Annotated in this window: 4 protein-coding genes; all 4 read right to left on the bottom strand. The window is 72.6% G+C overall.

Going from position 1 to position 18,117, the window contains the following annotated elements; translation table 11 throughout:
* Nucleotides 1-65 precede the first annotated feature (65 nt).
* Nucleotides 66-488 carry an allene oxide cyclase barrel-like domain-containing protein gene (locus NX794_RS30865; protein WP_258782805.1) on the bottom strand — a complete coding sequence of 141 codons (423 nt, stop codon included), beginning with the start codon at nt 486-488 and terminating at the stop codon, nt 66-68.
* A gap of 28 nt (nt 489-516) precedes the next feature.
* A complete protein-coding gene (locus NX794_RS30860) occupies nt 517-876 on the bottom strand; it encodes a nuclear transport factor 2 family protein (RefSeq protein WP_224222578.1) in 360 nt (119 codons plus the stop codon).
* 38 nt (nt 877-914) lie between these two features.
* Nucleotides 915-2,165 carry a cytochrome P450 family protein gene (locus NX794_RS30855; protein ID WP_258782803.1) on the bottom strand — a complete coding sequence of 417 codons (1,251 nt, stop codon included), beginning with the start codon at nt 2,163-2,165 and terminating at the stop codon, nt 915-917.
* Between the two features lie 67 nt (nt 2,166-2,232).
* Nucleotides 2,233-18,117: type I polyketide synthase (locus tag NX794_RS30850; protein ID WP_428985995.1), on the bottom strand; the 15,885-nt coding region annotated here is incomplete at its 5' end.

Here is an 18,117-nt window from a genome sequence, read left to right as displayed (position 1 = left end):
ACGGCGTGATGCCACGAATACTGAGAGGTGAGTGTCCTCACCCCGTCACGGCATCGCGCGGTCGTTCACTCGGCGGAGGCGAACATGATCAGTTTCACGTCGGCCCCTTCCACCTTGCCGAGGTCGTAAGGGCGCCAGGCCATGAAACCCGTCTGGCCGAGGTACCGGCCACTGGTACCCACGCTCGGGTAGTAGGCCCAGTCCCCTGAGAGGAGGGAGCCGAGATCGATCCAGCCGGCGACCCTGATCGTTCCGGACCCGTCCTCGAAGACGACTTCGTTGGTCAGATAGGCCATGAACTGCTGGTCGGACTCTCGCTGATAGTGAATCTTGTAGCCACCCGAGGTGGTGGCCACCTTCTCACCGGACTTGGTGAACAGGGCGTGCTCGTAACTACCGCCCTGGCCGACCTGGATGTTCTCGAAGTCCTCGATGTCGGTGGTGGCGCTGATCGTTGTCTCGACCAGTTCCTCATAGCTGTTGATCACGGCTTCGATCCTTTCTTGAATGAGTTTTTCAGGCCTTGCGGAAGACGTCTTTGAGCACGATCTTCCCGTCGCTCAGGATGAAGAGGTCAACACCACGGTTGACCACCTTTCCGTCATCGGTCTCGACGGTCCACCGAACCAGCCCCATGTTCTCGTCGAACATGATCGGCGATTCGAACTTCCCGTCGACCCCCGAGGCGACCATCTTTTCGCGCATCGCGTTCATACTGGTGATCAGATCGCCGATCTGCTCCTTGGTGTGCACCGTCCCGATTCCGTCTCCGTCGGGCGTTATCCACTTCCCGTCGTCGGCGAAACACGCGACGGCGGTCTCGATGTCGCCGGCACCCGAGCTCTCGAAGAACCGGTCGATCACTTCTGCTGACATGGGTCCGCTCCGTTCCCGTCGTTGACGGTGTTGAGGAGTCATGCGTGCAGCCTGACCGGCAGCCGCTCCAATCCACGGAACTGCAGGGTGTAACGCCAGGTGAGTCGTTCCAGCGGCTCGGCCGCCTCCCAGTGCGGGAACCTGTCCAACAGCCGGGCCAGCACGATCTCGCCCTCCAGTCGGGCCAGCGGCGCGCCGACGCAATGATGGATTCCGTGACCGAAGGCCAGGTGCGTAGCGGTGTTCCGGCGAATGTCCAATCGGTCCGGCTCGTCGAACCGTTCCGGGTCCCGATTCCCCGAGGACAGCGCCAGGAACACCACCTCGCCGGCGGGGACAACCGTGTCGCCGACCTCCACCGGTTCGGTGGTGTAGCGCAAGGTGGAAAGGTTCAGCGGGCTCTCATAACGCAGGAATTCCTCTACTGCGTTCGGTATGAGGGTGGCATCCCCGCGCAACAGCTCCAGCTGTTCGGGGTGCTTCAGCAAAGCGTACACCGAACTGCTGATCAAGTTCGCGGTGGTCTCGTATCCCGCGTTCATCATCAGGAAGATGGTGGAAAGCAGCTCGGACTCTTCGAACCGCTCCTCGTTGTCCGGATCGATCATCGCGTTGATCAGGTCGTCCGCACCGTCATGACTCTTCGCCTTCTGGGAGACCAGGGTCCGGAAATAGCCGAGCGACGCCATGTAGGCCTGGTACTTCTCCGACGGCTCCGAGTCGACGCTGGTCAGCGCCCGGTTCCACCGACGGAGATCGTGGTGGGCGGCGCGGGGGACGCCGAGCAACTCGCCGATCACCGCAATGGGGAGGGCCATCGCCACCGACTCCACCAGGTCGATCTCGGCTCCCGCCGGGATCGCGTCAAGCAGTTCGTCGGTGAGTTCCTCGATGCGCGGCCGCAGGTCCAGTGTCCGGCGCATCGTGAACGCCCTGCTGAACATCCGCCGCAATCGCGAGTGTTGCGGCGGATCGCTGAACAGCATGCTGTCCGACGTGATCGACGCGCCCGAGACGTCCTCCGTGCTGTGCTTGGCGATGATCGGTGCGGCTCCCGCGGCCGACTTCGAGAGCCTGGGGTCGGCCAGCAGCCGGCGCACATCGCTGTACTCGGTGACCAGCCACGAACGCAGACCTGTGCTCAATGTCTTGATGACGAGCCGCCGGGGCCCCGTCCCGGTGCGCATCTCCCGGTAGGTCAGATACGGATCCTGGATGAAGTCCCAGTTCAGCAGGTCTGACTCGGCTGTCTCGGTGCCGGAGGTGTCGGGCTTCGTGGAGTCGGTCATGGGGAGACTTCCCTTGTGCTCAAGTGGCGGAACAAGGAGATCAACTGGTCCGGAACCGTCTCGGTGTTCACTGGCCGGGACCGCCCAGCTCTCGATTGATGAAGTCGAACAGTTCGTTGTCATCGGCGTTCGCGATGAGCCGGCTCTGCTCGGACTGGCCGCCTTGGTCGGCGAGCGCTGCGGCCATCTTCTGGACTCGTCGCAGCACCTCGTTCTTGGCCGCCTCGTCGATGCCGTCGTCCCCCGTAACGGCCGAGAGCACCTCTTCCAGCCGGTCGAGCTCGGCAAGCGCGGACTCGGCCTGGTCGGCATCCGCGCCGAACATCTCCGTCCGCAGGTGGTCACGGAGCGCCAGCAGGGTCGGGTGGTCATAGGTGAGCGTCGCCGGCAGCGTCAGCCCGGTCACCGAGACGAGCCGGTTGCGCAGCTCGACCGCGGCGAGGGAGTCGAAACCGAGGTCGACGAGCGCCTTGGTCGGCGAAAGGGCCTCGGCCGAGCTGTGACCGAGCGCCTCGGCCACCTGCTCCCGCACCAACTCCAGAAGTGCGGCGTCGCGTTCGTCGCCGTTCAGAGCGTCCAGGCGCGCCCGGGCCCGGGACCGGCCGTTCGGCTGGGCGAGCCGGTCCCCCGCGGCGGCCACCGGGAAGACCGCCCGGTACTCGGGCAGGTCACTGATGACCGCGCACTTGACGGTGCCCGCGGTCGCCTTGATGAACCGGGTCCAGTCCACGTGCGTCATGGCGATGTAGGTCTCGTCGTGATCCAGTGCTCGCCGCAGTCCGGCCAGCGACTGGCCGGGATCCATCGGGTGCAGGCCCCGACGGCTCGCCCGATCGGTCGCACCGGTGTCGTCGGCCATGCCTCCGCCCGCCAGCAGGCCCCAGCCGATCGTCGTGGCCGGCAGACCGCGCGCCCGCCGGTGGTGGGCCAGGGCGTTCAGGAAGGCGTTCCCTGCAGCGTAGTGCGACTGGCCGGGTGAGCCGATGAGGCCGGCGGCCGAGGAGAACAGCACGAAGGCCGAGAGGTCCAGGTCCTGAGTCAGCTCGTGGAGGTTCCACGCTCCCTCCACCTTGGGCCGCAGCACGTTGTTCAGCCTGTCGAGAGTCAGCTCGGTGACGACGCCGTCGTTGGCAACTCCCGCGCTGTGGAACACGGCGGTCAGCGGCAGGTCGTGGGGAAGGTTCGCGAGCAAGGCCTTCACCTCGCCCCGGTCGGCGACGTCGCAGGCGGCGATGGTCACCGCAGCCCCCAGGGCGGTGAGGTCGGCTTCCAGCTCGACGGCGCCCGGCGCTTCGCGGCCCCGGCGGGAAGTGAGCACGAGGTGCGGCGCGCCCTGCTCGGCCAGCCAGCGCGCGGTGCGGGCGCCCAGGCCCGTGAGGCCGCCGGTGACCAGCACGCTGCCCGACGGCCGCCAGTTCCGACGCGGCGGTTGGTCCGGGTCGGCGCGGACCAGTCGGCCGCCCAGAACGGCGCCGTCCCGCAGTGCTGCCTGCTCCCCGGTACCGCCGTCGCCCAGCAGGCGGATCAGCCCGGCCGCCGAGGCGTCGTCGAGGGTGACCGGCAGGTCGACAAGACCACCCCAGCGGTCGGGACGTTCCAGTGCGAGAGTCCGTCCGAAACCCCACAGCAGGGCCTGGTCGGGATGGTCGAGCCCGTCGCCGGGGACGACGTCCACCGCGCCCCGGGTGAGGCACCACAGGGGTGCGTCGATCTCGCGGTCCTCCAGTGCCTGGACCAGACTCACCGTGGCGGCCAGGCCGACCGGCACACCCGGGTGTCCCGGGACGGGGGACTGCTCCAGCGCCAGCAACGAGACCACCCCGGCGAGCGGCGGCTCGCCGAGCCGGGCCGCCAGCGCGGCCCGATCCAGCTGGTGCTCGCCGACCTCCAGGACACGGATGCCGGCGCCGGCGGCTGTCATCGCCGCTTCGATCGGCGCGGCCCAGGCGCCGTCGCGGTGACCGGCGGGCACCACCAGCAACCAGGTGCCGGTGAGCGTGGCCTCGGTCCGGGTCGGCACGGGCCGCCAGCCCAGCCGGTACCGCCAGCCGTCCACCACCGTCTTCTCGCGCCGGTCGATGCGCCACCGGGTCAGTGCGGGGAGCACGGCGCCGAGTCCGTCCCGTTCCTCGGTGTCCAGCTCGGCGCTGAGCGCGTCGAGGTCGCCCTGTTCCACCAAGTTCCAGAACCGGCTGTCCACGGCGTCCGGGCCGGCCGGCGTCGTGCCCGGTGTCTCCGGTGTGTCCGGCCAGTAGCGCGTGTGCTGGAACGCGTACGTCGGCAGCGGGGTCCGTCCCGCGCCGACTGCGGGGAAGAGGGCCGGCCAGTCGACCCGGACCCCGGCGGCGAACAGGACGCCCAGTGCGGCGAGTACGGATTCGGTCTCGGGACGGCCTCGCCGGAGGCCGGGCACGGCGACGACATCCCCGCCGGGCACGCATGCGCGGACCAGACCGGTCAGGGTCGCGTCCGGCCCCAGCTCCAGGAAGCGGGTCACCCCGTCGTCCCGGAGTCCGGAGACCGTGTCGGCGAACCGCACCGCGTTCCGGACGTGCTGGACCCAGTACTCGGGTGTGGCCACGTCGCTGCCGGTCATCGGTATCCGCGGCGGCTTGAACTCCAGACCGTCGAGCGCGGCCCGGAATTCCGCGAGCATGGGGTCCATGAGCGGGGAGTGGAACGCGTGGCTGACGGCCAGCCGCTTGGTGCGGTGTCCGGCGTCGCGGAGGCGTTGTCCGAGTTCGCCGACGACGGGCTCGGCGCCGGAGACGACCACCGACTGGGGGGTGTTGACCGCGGCGATCGACACCTCGGCGCCCTGCGCGGCCACGAGCGGCGCCACCACGTCCTCACCGGCGTCGACGGACATCATGGTCCCGCCCGGTGCGAGCCCCTGCATGAGCCGGGCCCGCGCGGTGACCAAGGCGCAGGCGTCGGTCAGCGACAGTACGCCCGACACGTGGGCGGCGCTGATCTCGCCGACGGAATGGCCGGTGACGAAGTCGGGCCGGACGCCCCAGGACTCGAACAGCCGGAAGAGGGCCACTTCGATCGCGAACAGCGCGGGCTGGGCGAACTCGGTGGTGTTCAGCCGGGCGTCGTCCTCGTCGAAGACCATGTCCCGCAGCGCCGGGTCCAGAGCCGCGCACACCTCGTCGAACGCCGCCGCGAAAACGGGGTGGTCCCGGTGGAGTTCACGGCCCATCCCACCTCGTTGCGACCCCTGGCCCGTGAAGACGACTGCCAGACCACCGCTGCCGGCCACACCGGTGGCCTCCGCGCCGGGTGCGGCGGTGCCGTCGGCGAACGCCGCCAGTCGCTCGCGCAGTTGCTCGCGGTCGGCGGCGAGCACCACCGCCCTGTGATCGTGCACCGCGCGGTCGGTCACCAGCGATCGCGCGACGTCGGCCGGCGTCAGTTCGGGCCGGTCGGTCAGGTGGGCGTGGAGGCGCGCCGCCTGGGCGCGCAGGGCGGCCGGCCCCCGGGCCGACAACACCACCGGCTGCACCCGCCGGCTCGCGGAGCCCTCGTCCGGGACCGGCGCCGTGGGCGGCGTGGGGAGGTCCTCGGGCGGTTCTTCCAGGATGATGTGCGCGTTGGTTCCACTGAGGCTGAAGGCGGACACGCCCGCCCGCCGGGGACGGCCCTGTCCGGCCCAGTTACGGGCCCGGTCCAGCAGTGCCACTCCGCCGGAGGACCAGTCGACCTCGGGGGACGGGGTCTCGGCGTGGAGCGTCGGGGGCAGCAGACCGTGCCGCATCGCCATGATCATCTTGATGGTTCCGGCGGCGCCGGCGGCGGCCTGGGAATGCCCGATGTTCGATTTGATCGAACCCAGCCAGAGCGGGGTGTCGGACTCGCGTGCGCGTCCGTAGGTGGCCAACAGGGCCTGCGCCTCGATGGGATCGCCGAGCCGGGTCCCGGTGCCGTGTCCCTCCACCACGTCGACCTCGCTCGCCGACAGGCCGGCATTGGCCAGCGCGGCGCGGATGACCCGTTGCTGCGACGGACCGCTGGGCGCGGTGAGGCCGTTGGAGGCGCCGTCCTGGTTGACCGCCGAGCCGGCCAGCACGGCCAGTACGCGATGGTCGTTGCGGCGGGCCTCGGAGAGTCGCTCCAGCACGAGCAGACCCACGCCCTCGGCCCAGCCGGTGCCGTCCGCTCCGGCGCCGAAGGCCCGGCACCGACCGTCCGGGGACAAGCCCCGCTGCCGCGCCATCTCCACGAACATGTTGGGGGTGGCCATCGTGGCAACCCCGCCGGCCAGCGCCAGCGAGCACTCGCCGGAGCGCAGCGCCTGGGCCGCCAGGTGCATGGCCACGAGGGAGGACGAGCACGCCGTGTCGATGGAGACGGACGGCCCCTCGAATCCGAACTCGTAGGACAACCGCCCGGAGATGACGCTGGCCGCGTTGCCGGTCAGCACCCGGCCGCCGAAGTCGCCGGAGTCGCGGGCCAGCAGTGCGGGGTAGTCGCTTCCGTTCGCACCCACGAACACCCCGACCGGGCCGCCGCGCAGGGCGGAGGGGACGATGCCGGCGTTCTCGAACGACTCCCAGGCCGTCTCCAGCAGCAGGCGCTGCTGCGGGTCGATGGCGATGGCCTCGCGCGGCGAGATGCCGAAGAAGTCGGAGTCGAACTCGGCCAGGCGGCCGAGGAATCCGCCCGCCCGGGCGTACGTCGTGCCGACCCGGTCGGGGTCCGGGTCGTAAAGGCCGGCCAGATCCCAGCCGCGGTCGACCGGGAAGCCGGTGATCCCGTCGCGGCCCTCGGCCACCAGCCTCCACAGTTCGTCCGGCGAGTTCGCCTCGCCCGGATACCGGCAGGCCATGCCGACGATCACGATCGGGTCGTCATCGGCCGCAGGTGCGGGCCCGGCCGGAGTGACGTCGGCGGTGTCGGCCCCGTCACCCACCAGCTCGGACCTGACGAATGCCGCCAGTGCCTCAGGGGTGGGGTGGTCGAACACCAGCGTCGCCGGCAGGCGCAGTCCGGTGGCCGTGTTGAGCCGGTTGCGCAGTTCGACCGCGGTGAGCGAGTCGAACCCGACCTCGTGGAAGGCGCGGGTCATGTCGACCGACGCGCCGCTCGGGTGGCCGAGCACGGCGGCGATCTGCTCGCGCACCAGGTCACCGACGGCCTTCACCTGGTCGGCCACGGGGGAACCGGCCAGTCGCGCCGCCTCCAGCCCCGCCGCCGACGCTGTTGCCGCGCGCCGGGCCGGACGCCGTACCAGGCCGCGCAGCAGGGCGGGCACCGTGCCGGCCGACCGCACAGCGGCCAGGTCGAGGCGAGCGGCCATCACGTTCGGGCGACCCATATCGACCGCTGTGGCCAGCGACTCGAGGCCCTGGGCGGTCGCCATCGGCAGCATCCCGCCCCGCCCCATGCGCGCCACGTCGGTCTCGCTGAGGTTCTCGGTCATACCGCTGCCCGCGCCCCACCAGCCCCAGCTGATCGAGACCGCCGGGAGGCCCTGCCGGTGTCGCTCGACGGCCAGCGCGTCGAGGAAGGCGTTGGCGGCGGCGTAGTTGGCCTGGCCGGGTGCTCCGAAGGCCGTGGCGGAGGAGGAGAACAGCACGAACGCGGAGAGGTCCAGCTCCCGGGTCAGTCGGTGCAGGTTCCAGGCACCGTCGACCTTGGGGGCCAGTACCGCGTCGACCCGGTCGGTGGTCAGGGAGTCGAACACGCCGTCGTCCAGCACTCCGGCGCAGTGCAGCACCGCGGTGAGCGGGAACTCGGGCTCCACCGAGCGCACCAGGGCCGCGACCTGCTCGCCGTCGGCGACGTCGCAGGCGACGACGCGCACCGCGGCGCCGAGCTCCGCCAGCTCGGCGGCGAGCCGGACGGTCCGGGGAGAGTCGTCGCCCTGGCGGGAGGTCAGCAGCACATGCCGTACATGGTGGTCGGTGACGAGGTATCGGGCCACGTGCCCGGCGAGCGCTCCCGAAGCACCGGTGATCAGTACGGTTCCGGCCGACCACGAGGTGGCCTGCGCGGTGTCGGCGGGTGCCGGACGGGCCAGCCGCGGGGCCCGGAGCACACCGTCGCGCACCGACACCTCCGGCTCACCCGATTCCACCGCCGCGTGCAGCGCGGCGGCGGTGGTCGCGTCGGCGCCACCCTCCACGAGGACGATGCGATCGGGGTTCTCCGACTGCGCCGAGCGCAGCAGACCCCGCACGGTCGCGCCGGTCAGGCTGTCGTTCGTCACCACCACCAGCCGCGAGGACTGCCAGGCGGGATCGGCCAGCCACGTCTGCACCGAGCGCAGCACGCTGTTCACCGCCGCGTGGACGTCGGCGGTGACGGCGGGCCCCTCCCCCGGTACCGACATCGCGACGAGGGCCGGGATTTCGGCCGCCTCTTCCCGGCCGGACACCAGCTCCGCGAGCTGGAGCGGGCCGTCGAGCACGGTGACCTCGGAGCGGGGGGCGATGTCGTCGACCCGGCCGCACTCGACCCGGCTGATCTCGAACAGGGAGTCGTCGCGGGACGCGGCGGCCCGGAGCTGGTCGGCGGAGACCGAGCGTGAGGACAGTGCCGCCACGCTGAAGACGGGAGTGCCGGCGTCGTCGAAGGCGTCCAGGGCGACCGTGTCGGTGGACACCGGCCGGACCCGGACGCGCAGCGCGGTGGCGCCCGAAACGTACAGCCGCGCTCCGGTCCAGGAGAAAGGCACCAGACCCTGGGGGGTGTCGGAGGTGAGGGCCCTGAGCACGCCGCCGTGCAGACCGGCATCCAGCAGCGCCGGGTGCACGCCGTAGCGCTCGGCGTCGGCCCCGCTCGGCGGCAGCGCCACCTCGGTGTAGAGCTCCGCACCGCGCCGCCAGCAGGCCACCAGCCCCTGGAACGTCGGCCCGTAGTCGTGGCCCGCCTCGGCGAACAGGTCGTACGCGTCGGCGACGTCGACGACGTCGGCTCCCCGCGGCGGCCATTCGGTGAGCGGATCGGGTTCCGGCGCGCTTCCCGGGCCGGACACGGTTCCGGTGGCGTGCCGTGTCCAGGCGGTGTCGTCGGCGTCGCCGTCGGGGCGTGCGGAGATCGTGATCTTCCGGTGGCCCTCCTCGTCGGCGCCCTCGACCAGGATCTGCAGCGCGATCGAGCCCGCCGCGGTGATCAGCAGGGGCGACTCGATCGTCAGCTCGTCGAGCACGGTGCAGCCGACCTGCTCGGCCGCCCGCAGGGCCACGTCCATGAAGGCGGTGCCGGGGAGCAGGGCCTGCTCGAACAGCACGTGCTCCGCCAGCCACGGCTGGGTCCGCGGCGCCAGCCGGCCGGTCAGCAGCACGGCCTCGCCGCCGGCGACCTCCACGCCGGCCAACAGCAGCGGATGGTCGAGCGGGTCGAGACCCACCGCGGCGAGATCGGCCGCCGGTTCGGGGATGTCGAGCCAGTACCGCTGGTGCTGGAACGGGTACGTCGGAAGCGGGGTGTGCCGAGCTCCGGTGCCGTCGAACAGGGCCGGCCAGTCCACCTCCACTCCAGCGGCGAACAGCGTGCCGAGTGCGGTGAGCGCCGTGCCGGCTTCGTCGCGGTGCCGACGCATGCCGGGGACCGCGACGACGTCCGGCTCGACGAGGCACTCGCGGATCGCGCCGGTCAACGGCGCGTCGGGGCCGATCTCGAGGAACCGGGTGACGCCGGCGCCGTGCAGTTCGGACACCGTGTCGGCGAACCGCACCGTGTCCCGCACGTGCCGCACCCAGTACTCCGGGTCCGTCACCTCCTCGCCGCCCGCCATCGGGATGCGGGGCGGCTGGAATGCCAGGCTGTGGACCAGGGCGCGGAACTCGTCGAGCATCGGGGCCATGAGCGGCGAATGGAACGCGTGGCTGACGACGAGCTGTTTCGTACGGTGTCCGGACTCGGTCAGGCGCCGCACGATCTCGGTGACGGCCGGCTCGAGCCCCGAGAGCACCACCGAACCGGGGGTGTTGACCGCCGCGATCGACACCGTTTCGGCGTACTGCGCGACCAGCGGGGCGACCACCTGCTCGCCGGCGGTCACCGAGACCATCACACCGCCCGGGTCGAGCCGCGCCATCAGCCGGCCCCGCTCCGACACCAGCCGGCACGCGTCCGGCAGCGACAGCACGCCGGCGACGTGCGCAGCCGCGATCTCGCCCACCGAATGACCGGTGAGGAAGTCCGGCCGGACACCCCAGGACTCGAAGAGCCGGAACAGCGCGACCTCGACGGCGAAGAGCGCCGGCTGGGCGACCTCCGTGGCGTCGAGCCGGTTCTCCCCGTCGCCGAGGACGGCCTCCCGGACTGCGGGATCCAGCTGATCGCACGCCTGGTCGAACGCGGCCGCGAAGACCGGGAACTGCCGGTGCAGTTCCGCACCCATGCCCGGGTGCTGGGCGCCCTGACCGGTGAACACCATCGCCAGCGAGCCCCGCCGGGCCACATCGGCGACGGTTCCGGTTCCGTCGCCCCCGTGCGCGTACTCCGCCAGCCGCTCCAGGGCCTGCGCGCGGTCGGAGGCGAGCAGTACCGCTCGGTGATCGTGGCCGGCCCGGTCGGCCACGAGGGAGTAGGCGATGTCCGCCAGCGCAGCGTCGGGCCGGTCGCGCAGGGAGGATTCCAGTCGCTCTGCCTGGTGCCGCAGGGCCTCGGGCCCGCGAGCCGTCAGGACGAGCGGCCACACCGGCAGGCCGGCCGCGGGAGTCGGGACCTCGGCGGTGAACTCGGCCGGAGGCTGTTCCAGGATGATGTGTGCGTTGGTCCCGCTGACGCCGAAAGAGGACACTCCCGCCCGGCGGGGGCGGCCGCGGTCCGGCCACTCCCGTGCCCGGTCGAGCAGGGCGATCGCGCCCGACGACCAGTCGACCTGCGGCGACGGGGTGTCCGCGAAAAGTGTCCTGGGCATGATTCCGTGCCGCATCGCCATGATCATCTTGATCGTGCCGGCGATGCCCGCCGCCGCCTGCGTGTGGCCGATGTTCGACTTGATCGACCCCAGCCAGAGCGGCGCGTCCTCGGCGTGCTCGCGGCCGTAGGTGGCCAGCAATGCCTGGGCCTCGATCGGATCACCCAGCCGGGTCCCCGTGCCGTGTCCCTCGACGATGTCCACGTCGGAGGCGGACAACCCGGCGCCGGCCAGGGCCTGGCGGATCACCCGTTGCTGGGAGGGGCCGTTGGGGGCGGTCAGCCCGTTCGACGCGCCGTCCTGGTTCAGCGCCGAGCCGGCCAGCAGTGCCAGCACCTGGTGTCCGTTGCGCCGCGCGTCGGACAGCCGCTCCAGCACCACCAGGCCCGCGCCTTCGGACCAGCCGGTGCCGTCCGCGTCCGCGCCGTACGCCCGGCACCGGCCGTCCGCGGCGTTCGCGCGAAGCCGGCTGTACTCCACGAACAGGTCGGGCGTCGCCATCACCGTCACGCCGCCGGCCAGCGCGAGCGAGCACTCGCCCGACCGCAGCGTCTGCGCCGCCAGGTGCATGCTGACCAGCGATGACGAGCACGCCGTGTCCACCGTCACTGCCGGGCCCTCGAAGCCGAACTCGTAGGCGATCCGGCCCGACGCGATACTGCCGGCGCTCCCGTTGCCCAGGTAGCCCTCGAGTTCCTCGGGCTTGGTGTGCAGCCGAGAGCCGTAGTCGTGGTACATCAGCCCGACGAACACGCCGGTCGGGCCGCCACGCAGCGAGGTGGGATCGATGCCCGCGTTCTCGAGGGACTCCCAGGCCGTTTCGAGCAGCAGCCGCTGCTGCGGGTCGATCGTGATCGCCTCGCGCGGCGAGATGCCGAAGAACTCGGGGTCGAACTGGTCGGCGTCGTGCAGGAAGCCACCCTCACGGGTGTAGGTGGTCCCGGGATGGTCGGGGTCCGGGTGGTAGAGATCGGCGAGGTTCCAGCCCCGGTCGGTGGGGAAGGCGCCGATGACGTCCCGCCCCTCGGCGACGAGGTCCCAGAGCTCGTCGGGCGAACCAACCCCGCCCGGGAAGCGGCAGGCCATGCCCACGATCGCGATCGGGTCGTCTCCGGTCCCGGCCTCGGCCGTGCCGGCGGCCGGCCGGGCCGGGGCGGCCGTCTCGCCGCCGATCTCGCCCCGCACGAACTCGATCAGGGCGGCCGGGGAGGGGTAGTCGAAGATCAGTGTGGCCGGCAACCGCAGCCCGGTGGCCGTATTGAGCCGGTTGCGCAGTTCCACCGCGGTCAGTGAATCGAACCCCAGAGCGGTGAAGGGCTGCCGGTCGTCGACGGCGGCGCTCGAGGAGTGCCCGAGCACGGCCGCGGCATGGGTGCGCACCAGCTCGGCGACGGCCTGGTCGCGCTCGGCCGGTTCCAGTGCCGCCAGGCCCTCGCGGAGTCCGGCCCCGTCCGCCGGGTGGGGTTCGGCGACCCGCCGCGCCGGACGGCGCACCAGCCCGCGCAGGAGTCCCGGGACCGTGGCCGCGCCGGACAGGCCGGCGAGGTCGAACGGGGCGGCGACGACCCGGCCCTGACGGCGGGAAGCCGCGTCGAAGAGGGTGAGGCCGAAGTCGTTGTCGACCGGGCGGATGCCGGTGCGGGCCATCCGGGCCCGGTCCTGGCTTCCGAGGTGGCTGCCCATGCCACTGGCCTCGGCCCACCATCCCCAGGCGATCGACACCGCCGGCAGGCCGAGCCTCCGCCGGTGCTCGGCCAGCTCGTCGCAGAACCCGTTGGCCGCCGCGTAGTTCGCCTGGCCGGCGGTGCCGAACGCCGACGCGGCCGAGGAGAACAGCACGAACGCCGACAGCTCGGCGTCCTGGGTGGCCTCGTGCAGGTGCCAGGCACCGTCCACCTTGGGCCGCAGCACCGCGTCGACCCGGTCGGGGGTCAGTGAACCCACGGTCGCGTCGTCGAGCACACCCGCGCAGTGCACCACGGCGCTGAGCGGGAACTCCGGTGGCACCGAGCCGACGAGGTCCATCACCTCGTGGCGGACGGCGAGGTCACACGCGACGATCCGCACCGAGGCGCCCGCCTCGGTCAGCCGCTCGATCAGCTCGTCGGCACCGGGGGCGGCCGGGCCCCGCCGCGAGACCAGCACCAGCCGTCGCACCCCGCACTCGGCCACGAGGTGCTCGGCCACCATCCCGGCCAGCACGCCGGACGCCCCAGTGAGCAGCACGGTCCCCGTGCCCCACACCGAAGACGGCTCGTCCGACGCGGGCCCGGCGGGCTTCGGGAGTGCCTCGGCGGCGACCCTGTTCAGGCGGGGCGACCACAGCCGTCCGTCGCGAACCGACACCTCCGGCTCACCCGACGCGACAGCGGCGCGGGCGAGCGCCTCCACCGACCGCGCCCCGGCCGGCTCCGGACCGGCGAGCGCCTGCTCCACGAGAACCACCCGCTCCGGGTTCTCCGACTGCGCGGAGCGCACCAGACCACCGACCGCCGCACCCACGAGCCCGCCGTCGGTCACCACGACCAGCCGCGACGGCTCCCACCGGCTGTCGGTGAACCAGTCCTGCAGCACCCGCAACGTGCCGTTCACCGCGGTGTGCACCGACTCGACCGTCGACTCGGGTGCCCGGCCGCCGGGAACGCGCAGCACCACCAGCTCCGGCAGCGGCGCGCCACCGTCCACCGCCGAGCCGAGCGCGGCCAGGTCGGCGTGGAGCCACGCACCGACCGTGTGCTCGTCCTGCGCCGGCGCGGTCCGCGTCGGACCGGACGGCACCACCCAGCCGATCGGCCCTTCGGCGCCCGCCCCCGAACCGGCCTCGGCCGGTCCGCAGGGCACCCATCCGGGCTCGAACAGCGCGTCGGCGTGTGCGGTGCCGACATCGCGCAGTTGCTCGGCGGAAACCTCCCGGGCGACCAGCGAGTCCACCCTCAGCACCGGGCGACCGGTGGTGTCGAAGCCGTCCACCGACCACGAGGAAGGCCCCGTCGGGGAGAACACGAGCCGCAGTGCCGAGGCACCCGAGGCGAGCAGTCGCACCCCGGACCACAGGAATGGCACCTGCACGCCGGGGTTGTCCGGCTCGGCCCCCTGCGAGCCGAGCCGGTCCATCGCCAGGCTGTGCTGGCCCGTGTCCATCAGGGCCGGGTGCAGGCCGAAACGCACCGCGTCGGCCGCGAGTCCCTCGGGCAGCTCCGCCTCGGCGAAGACCTGGTCACCCGTCCGCCAGGCCCGGCGCAGCCCGGTGAAGGCGGAGCCGTAGTGGTAACCGAGCGCGGCGAGCCGCTCGTACGCTCCGGCGACGTCCAGTTCGGTTGCCCCGGCCGGCGGCCAGGTCGCGTCTGCCGGCCACGGCGCCGGCTCCGGACGGTCGCCGGGCACCGCGCTGCCCCGCGCGTGCCGCGTCCACGTGACGCCCAGGGCCTCGCCGGGTTCCGCCGGCTGGGAGAAGACCTCCACGGTGCGGCGGCCGTCGCCGTCGGGGGCCCCGACGAGTACCTGGACCAGTACGTCGTGTCCGCTCGGCAGGATCAGCGGCGCCTCGATGGTCAGCTCCTCCAGCCCGCCGAGGCCCGCCTCGTCGGCTGCGCGGATCGCCAGCTCAAGGAACGCCGTACCGGGCAGCAGGGGCCGGTCGAAGAGCGCGTGGTCGACGAGCCACGGGTGGGCGTGCAGCGAGAGCCGGCTGGTGAACAGGAAGCCTGCGTCACCCGCCAGAGTCATCTTCGCCCCGAGCAGAGGGTGATCGACCTGTTCGAGGCCGACGGCGGCCAGGTCCCCGGGCGTGGACGCCGACGCGGTCGGCCAGTAGCGCTGCCGCTGGAAGGCGTAGGTCGGCAGGTCGACCCGCCGCGCCCCGGTACCGGCGAAGGTCGCGGACCAGTCCACGGTGAGCCCGGCCCGCCACGCGGCGGCCATCGACCGCAGGAACATGTCCGGGTCGCTCTCGCCGCGGCGGAGGGTCGCCAGCACGGTCGCCCCGACGCCGCGCTCGTCGGCGGTCTCCTCGATCGCGGGACCCAGCAGCGGGTGCGGGGCCACCTCGAGCAGCACGCGGTACCCGTCGGCCAGCAGCACGGCGGCGGTGTCGTGGAACCGTACCGGCTGCACGAGGTTGGTGAACCAGTACCGGCCGTCGAGTTCGCCGCCCTGCACCCGGCGGGCGAACGTCGTGGAGTAGTACGGCACCGAGGCGGTGGCCGGGCGGATGCCGGTCAGGAGCGCGAGGAGTTCGTCCTCGACCACCGCCATGTCCGGGGAGTGCGTCGGGTAGTCCATCGGGATGGGGCGCGCGCGGACACCGGCGGCCTCGTACTCGGCGCGCAGCGCGGCGATGCGGTCGAGCGGGCCGGTCACGACGACCGATCGCGGACCGTTGATCGCGCTGACGTGTACGCCGGTCAGCCGTGCGACCCGGTCGCGCACCCGCTCGACCGGCAGCCCGACCCAGAGCGTGCCGTACCCGGTCACCCGGCCGGACACGCGCGCCCGCGCGGTCAGGACCCGGGCCGCGTCGGCGAGGGTGAGGATGCCGGCGATGTGCGCGGCCGCGACCTCGCCCACGGAGTGCGCGATGATCGCGGAGGGCACCACACCCCGGGAGATCCACAACCGGGCGAGCGAGACCATGACCGCGAACAGCATCGGCTGGACCTGCTCGGCCTGGTCGAGGTCCGCGCCGTCCGCGCCCTCCAGGAGATCGCGCAGGGTGCGGCCGTGCCAGTCCACGTACGGCGCGAGCGCCGCCTCGCACTCCGCCATGGACGCGGCGAAGACCGGCGAGGTGTCCCACAGCCGCAGGGCCATCCCGACGTACTGCCCGCCCTGCCCCGGGAACACGAACACCGGGTCGGTGTCGCCGGAGCCGACGGGTCCGGTGACCGGGGTGGTGCCGGCCACCAGGTCGTCCAGCCCGGACAGGAGTCCGGCGAGGTCGGCGCCGAGCACCACGGCCCGGTGGTCCAGCGAGGAGCGGGTGCCGGCCAGGGAGAACGCCACGTCGGCCAGCTCCGCCGGGCCGGTGGCCCCGGAGGCCAGGAGGTGCTCGCGCAGCCGCGCCGCCTGATCGCGCAGCGCGGCTTCGCCGCGGCCGCTGAGCAGCAGCGGCAGCACCTGCGGCGCGTGGGGCCGATCCGCCGGTCCGGCCTCGGGTTCGGTGTCCGGAGCCTGCTCCACGACGACGTGCGCGTTGGTCCCGCTCGCCCCGAACGACGACACCGCTGCCCGTCGGGGACGCCCGGTCGTCGGCCACGGCCTGGCGTCGCCGAGCAGCCGGACCGTTCCGCTCCCCCAGTCGACGTGCTCCGAGGGCCGGTCCACGTGCAGGGTCTTCGGCAGCACACCGTGCCGCATCGCCATGATCATCTTGATGACGCTGCCGACGCCGGCCGCTGCCTGGGAGTGGCCGATGTTGGACTTGAGCGAGCCCAGCCAGAGGGGCTCGCCCTCCCCTCGGTGCCGGCCGTACACGCCCTGCAGCGCCTTGATCTCGATCGGGTCGCCGAGCACCGTGCCGGTGCCGTGCCCGTCCACCGCGTCCACCTCGTCGGGGCGCACGCCGGCGTTGGCCAGTGCCTGGCGGACGACCCGCTGCTGGGCGAGGCCGTTGGGCGCGGTGAGGCCGTTGGAGGCACCGTCCTGGTTGATCGCCGAGCCGCGGAGGACGGCCAGCACGGAGTGGCCGTTGCGGCGGGCGTCGGAGAGCCGCTCCAGCACCAACAGGCCGGCGCCTTCGGCGAAACCCGTCCCGTCGGCGTCCGCGCCGAACGCCTTGCAGCGGCCGTCGGCGGACAGTCCCTGCTTGTCGAACTCCTGCAGGTCGACCGGGGTCGCCATGACGGTGGCCCCGCCGGCCAGTGCCAGCGCGCACTCCCCGGAACGCAGGGCCTGCGCGGCCAGGTGCATCGCCACCAGCGAGGAGGAGCAGGCCGTGTCGACCGTCAACGCCGGCCCCTCCAGGCCGAACTGGTAGGAGAGTCGCCCGGCGAGCACCGCGGCGGAGGTCCCGGTGAGCAGGTAACCGTCGGCCAGCTCGGCGCTGCCGCGGAGCAGGTCCGCGTAGTCCTGGTCGCTGGTGCCGGCGAACACACCGGTCTGGCTGCCCCGCACCGACTTCGGGTCGATCCCGGCCCGCTCCAACGCCTCCCAGGTCAGTTCGAGCAGCAGCCGCTGCTGCGGGTCCATCGAGGCCGCCTCGCGCGGCGAGATCCCGAAGAACCGCGCGTCGAACTGCGCCACGTCGTCGAGGAAGCCGCCGCCGCGCACGTGGGTGGCGCCCTGACGCGTCGCATCCGGATGCAGCAGGGTGTCGAGGTCCCAGCCCCGGTCGGTCGGCAGCCCCGAGACCGCGTCGCGCCCGCCGTCCACCAGCTCCCACAGCTGCTCCGGCGAGCCGACCCCACCCGGGTAGCGGCAGGCCATGCCCACCACGACGATCGGGTCGTCGGCGAGCGCGGCGAGGGGGACGGCCGTGCCGGATTCCTCGTCGGCCGCGTCGGTCACCAGCCGGAGCAGGTACGAGGCGAGGGCCGCGGGGGTGGGGTAGTCGAAGGCGACGGTGCCGGCCAGGTCGAGATCGAGCGCCGCGTTCAGCCGGTCCCGCAGCTCCACCGCCGCGAGCGAGCTGAAGCCCAGGTCCTGGAAGGTGCTTTCGAGGTCGACGTCAGCCGGCGAGTCGAGGCCCAGCACCACGGCGACCGAGGTCCGCAGCAGATCGTTCACGACGCGCCGCTGGTCCACGACGGCCAGCACGTCCGTGACCCGGGCGTCGGTGCCCGGCTCGGGCGTGGCGGCCGACGGCGGGCCCGAGGGAGCGGGGGCTACGGAGCCGTCGCGCGGCAGCCAGTGCCGGTGCCGCTGGAAGGCGTAGGTCGGCAGGTCGACCCGCCGGCCCCGGCCGGGGAACAGCGCCGCCCAGCCCACCTCGCCGCCGCCGGTGAAGAGGCGGCCGGCCGCGTCGAGCAGGGCGACGGCCTCGGGCCGGTCACGGCGGGAGGCGGCCACCGCCCGCACCCCCCGGTCGGCGGGGAGGCATTTCCCGACCCCGGCCGGGAGCCTCGCGTCGGGTCCCCACCC

Source organism: Streptomyces pyxinicus (assembly GCF_024753135.1).
Classification (GTDB): domain Bacteria; phylum Actinomycetota; class Actinomycetes; order Streptomycetales; family Streptomycetaceae; genus Streptomyces; species Streptomyces pyxinicus.
The sequence above is the reverse complement of the archived record's forward strand: the minus strand, read 5'-3'. Positions and strand labels throughout refer to the sequence as shown.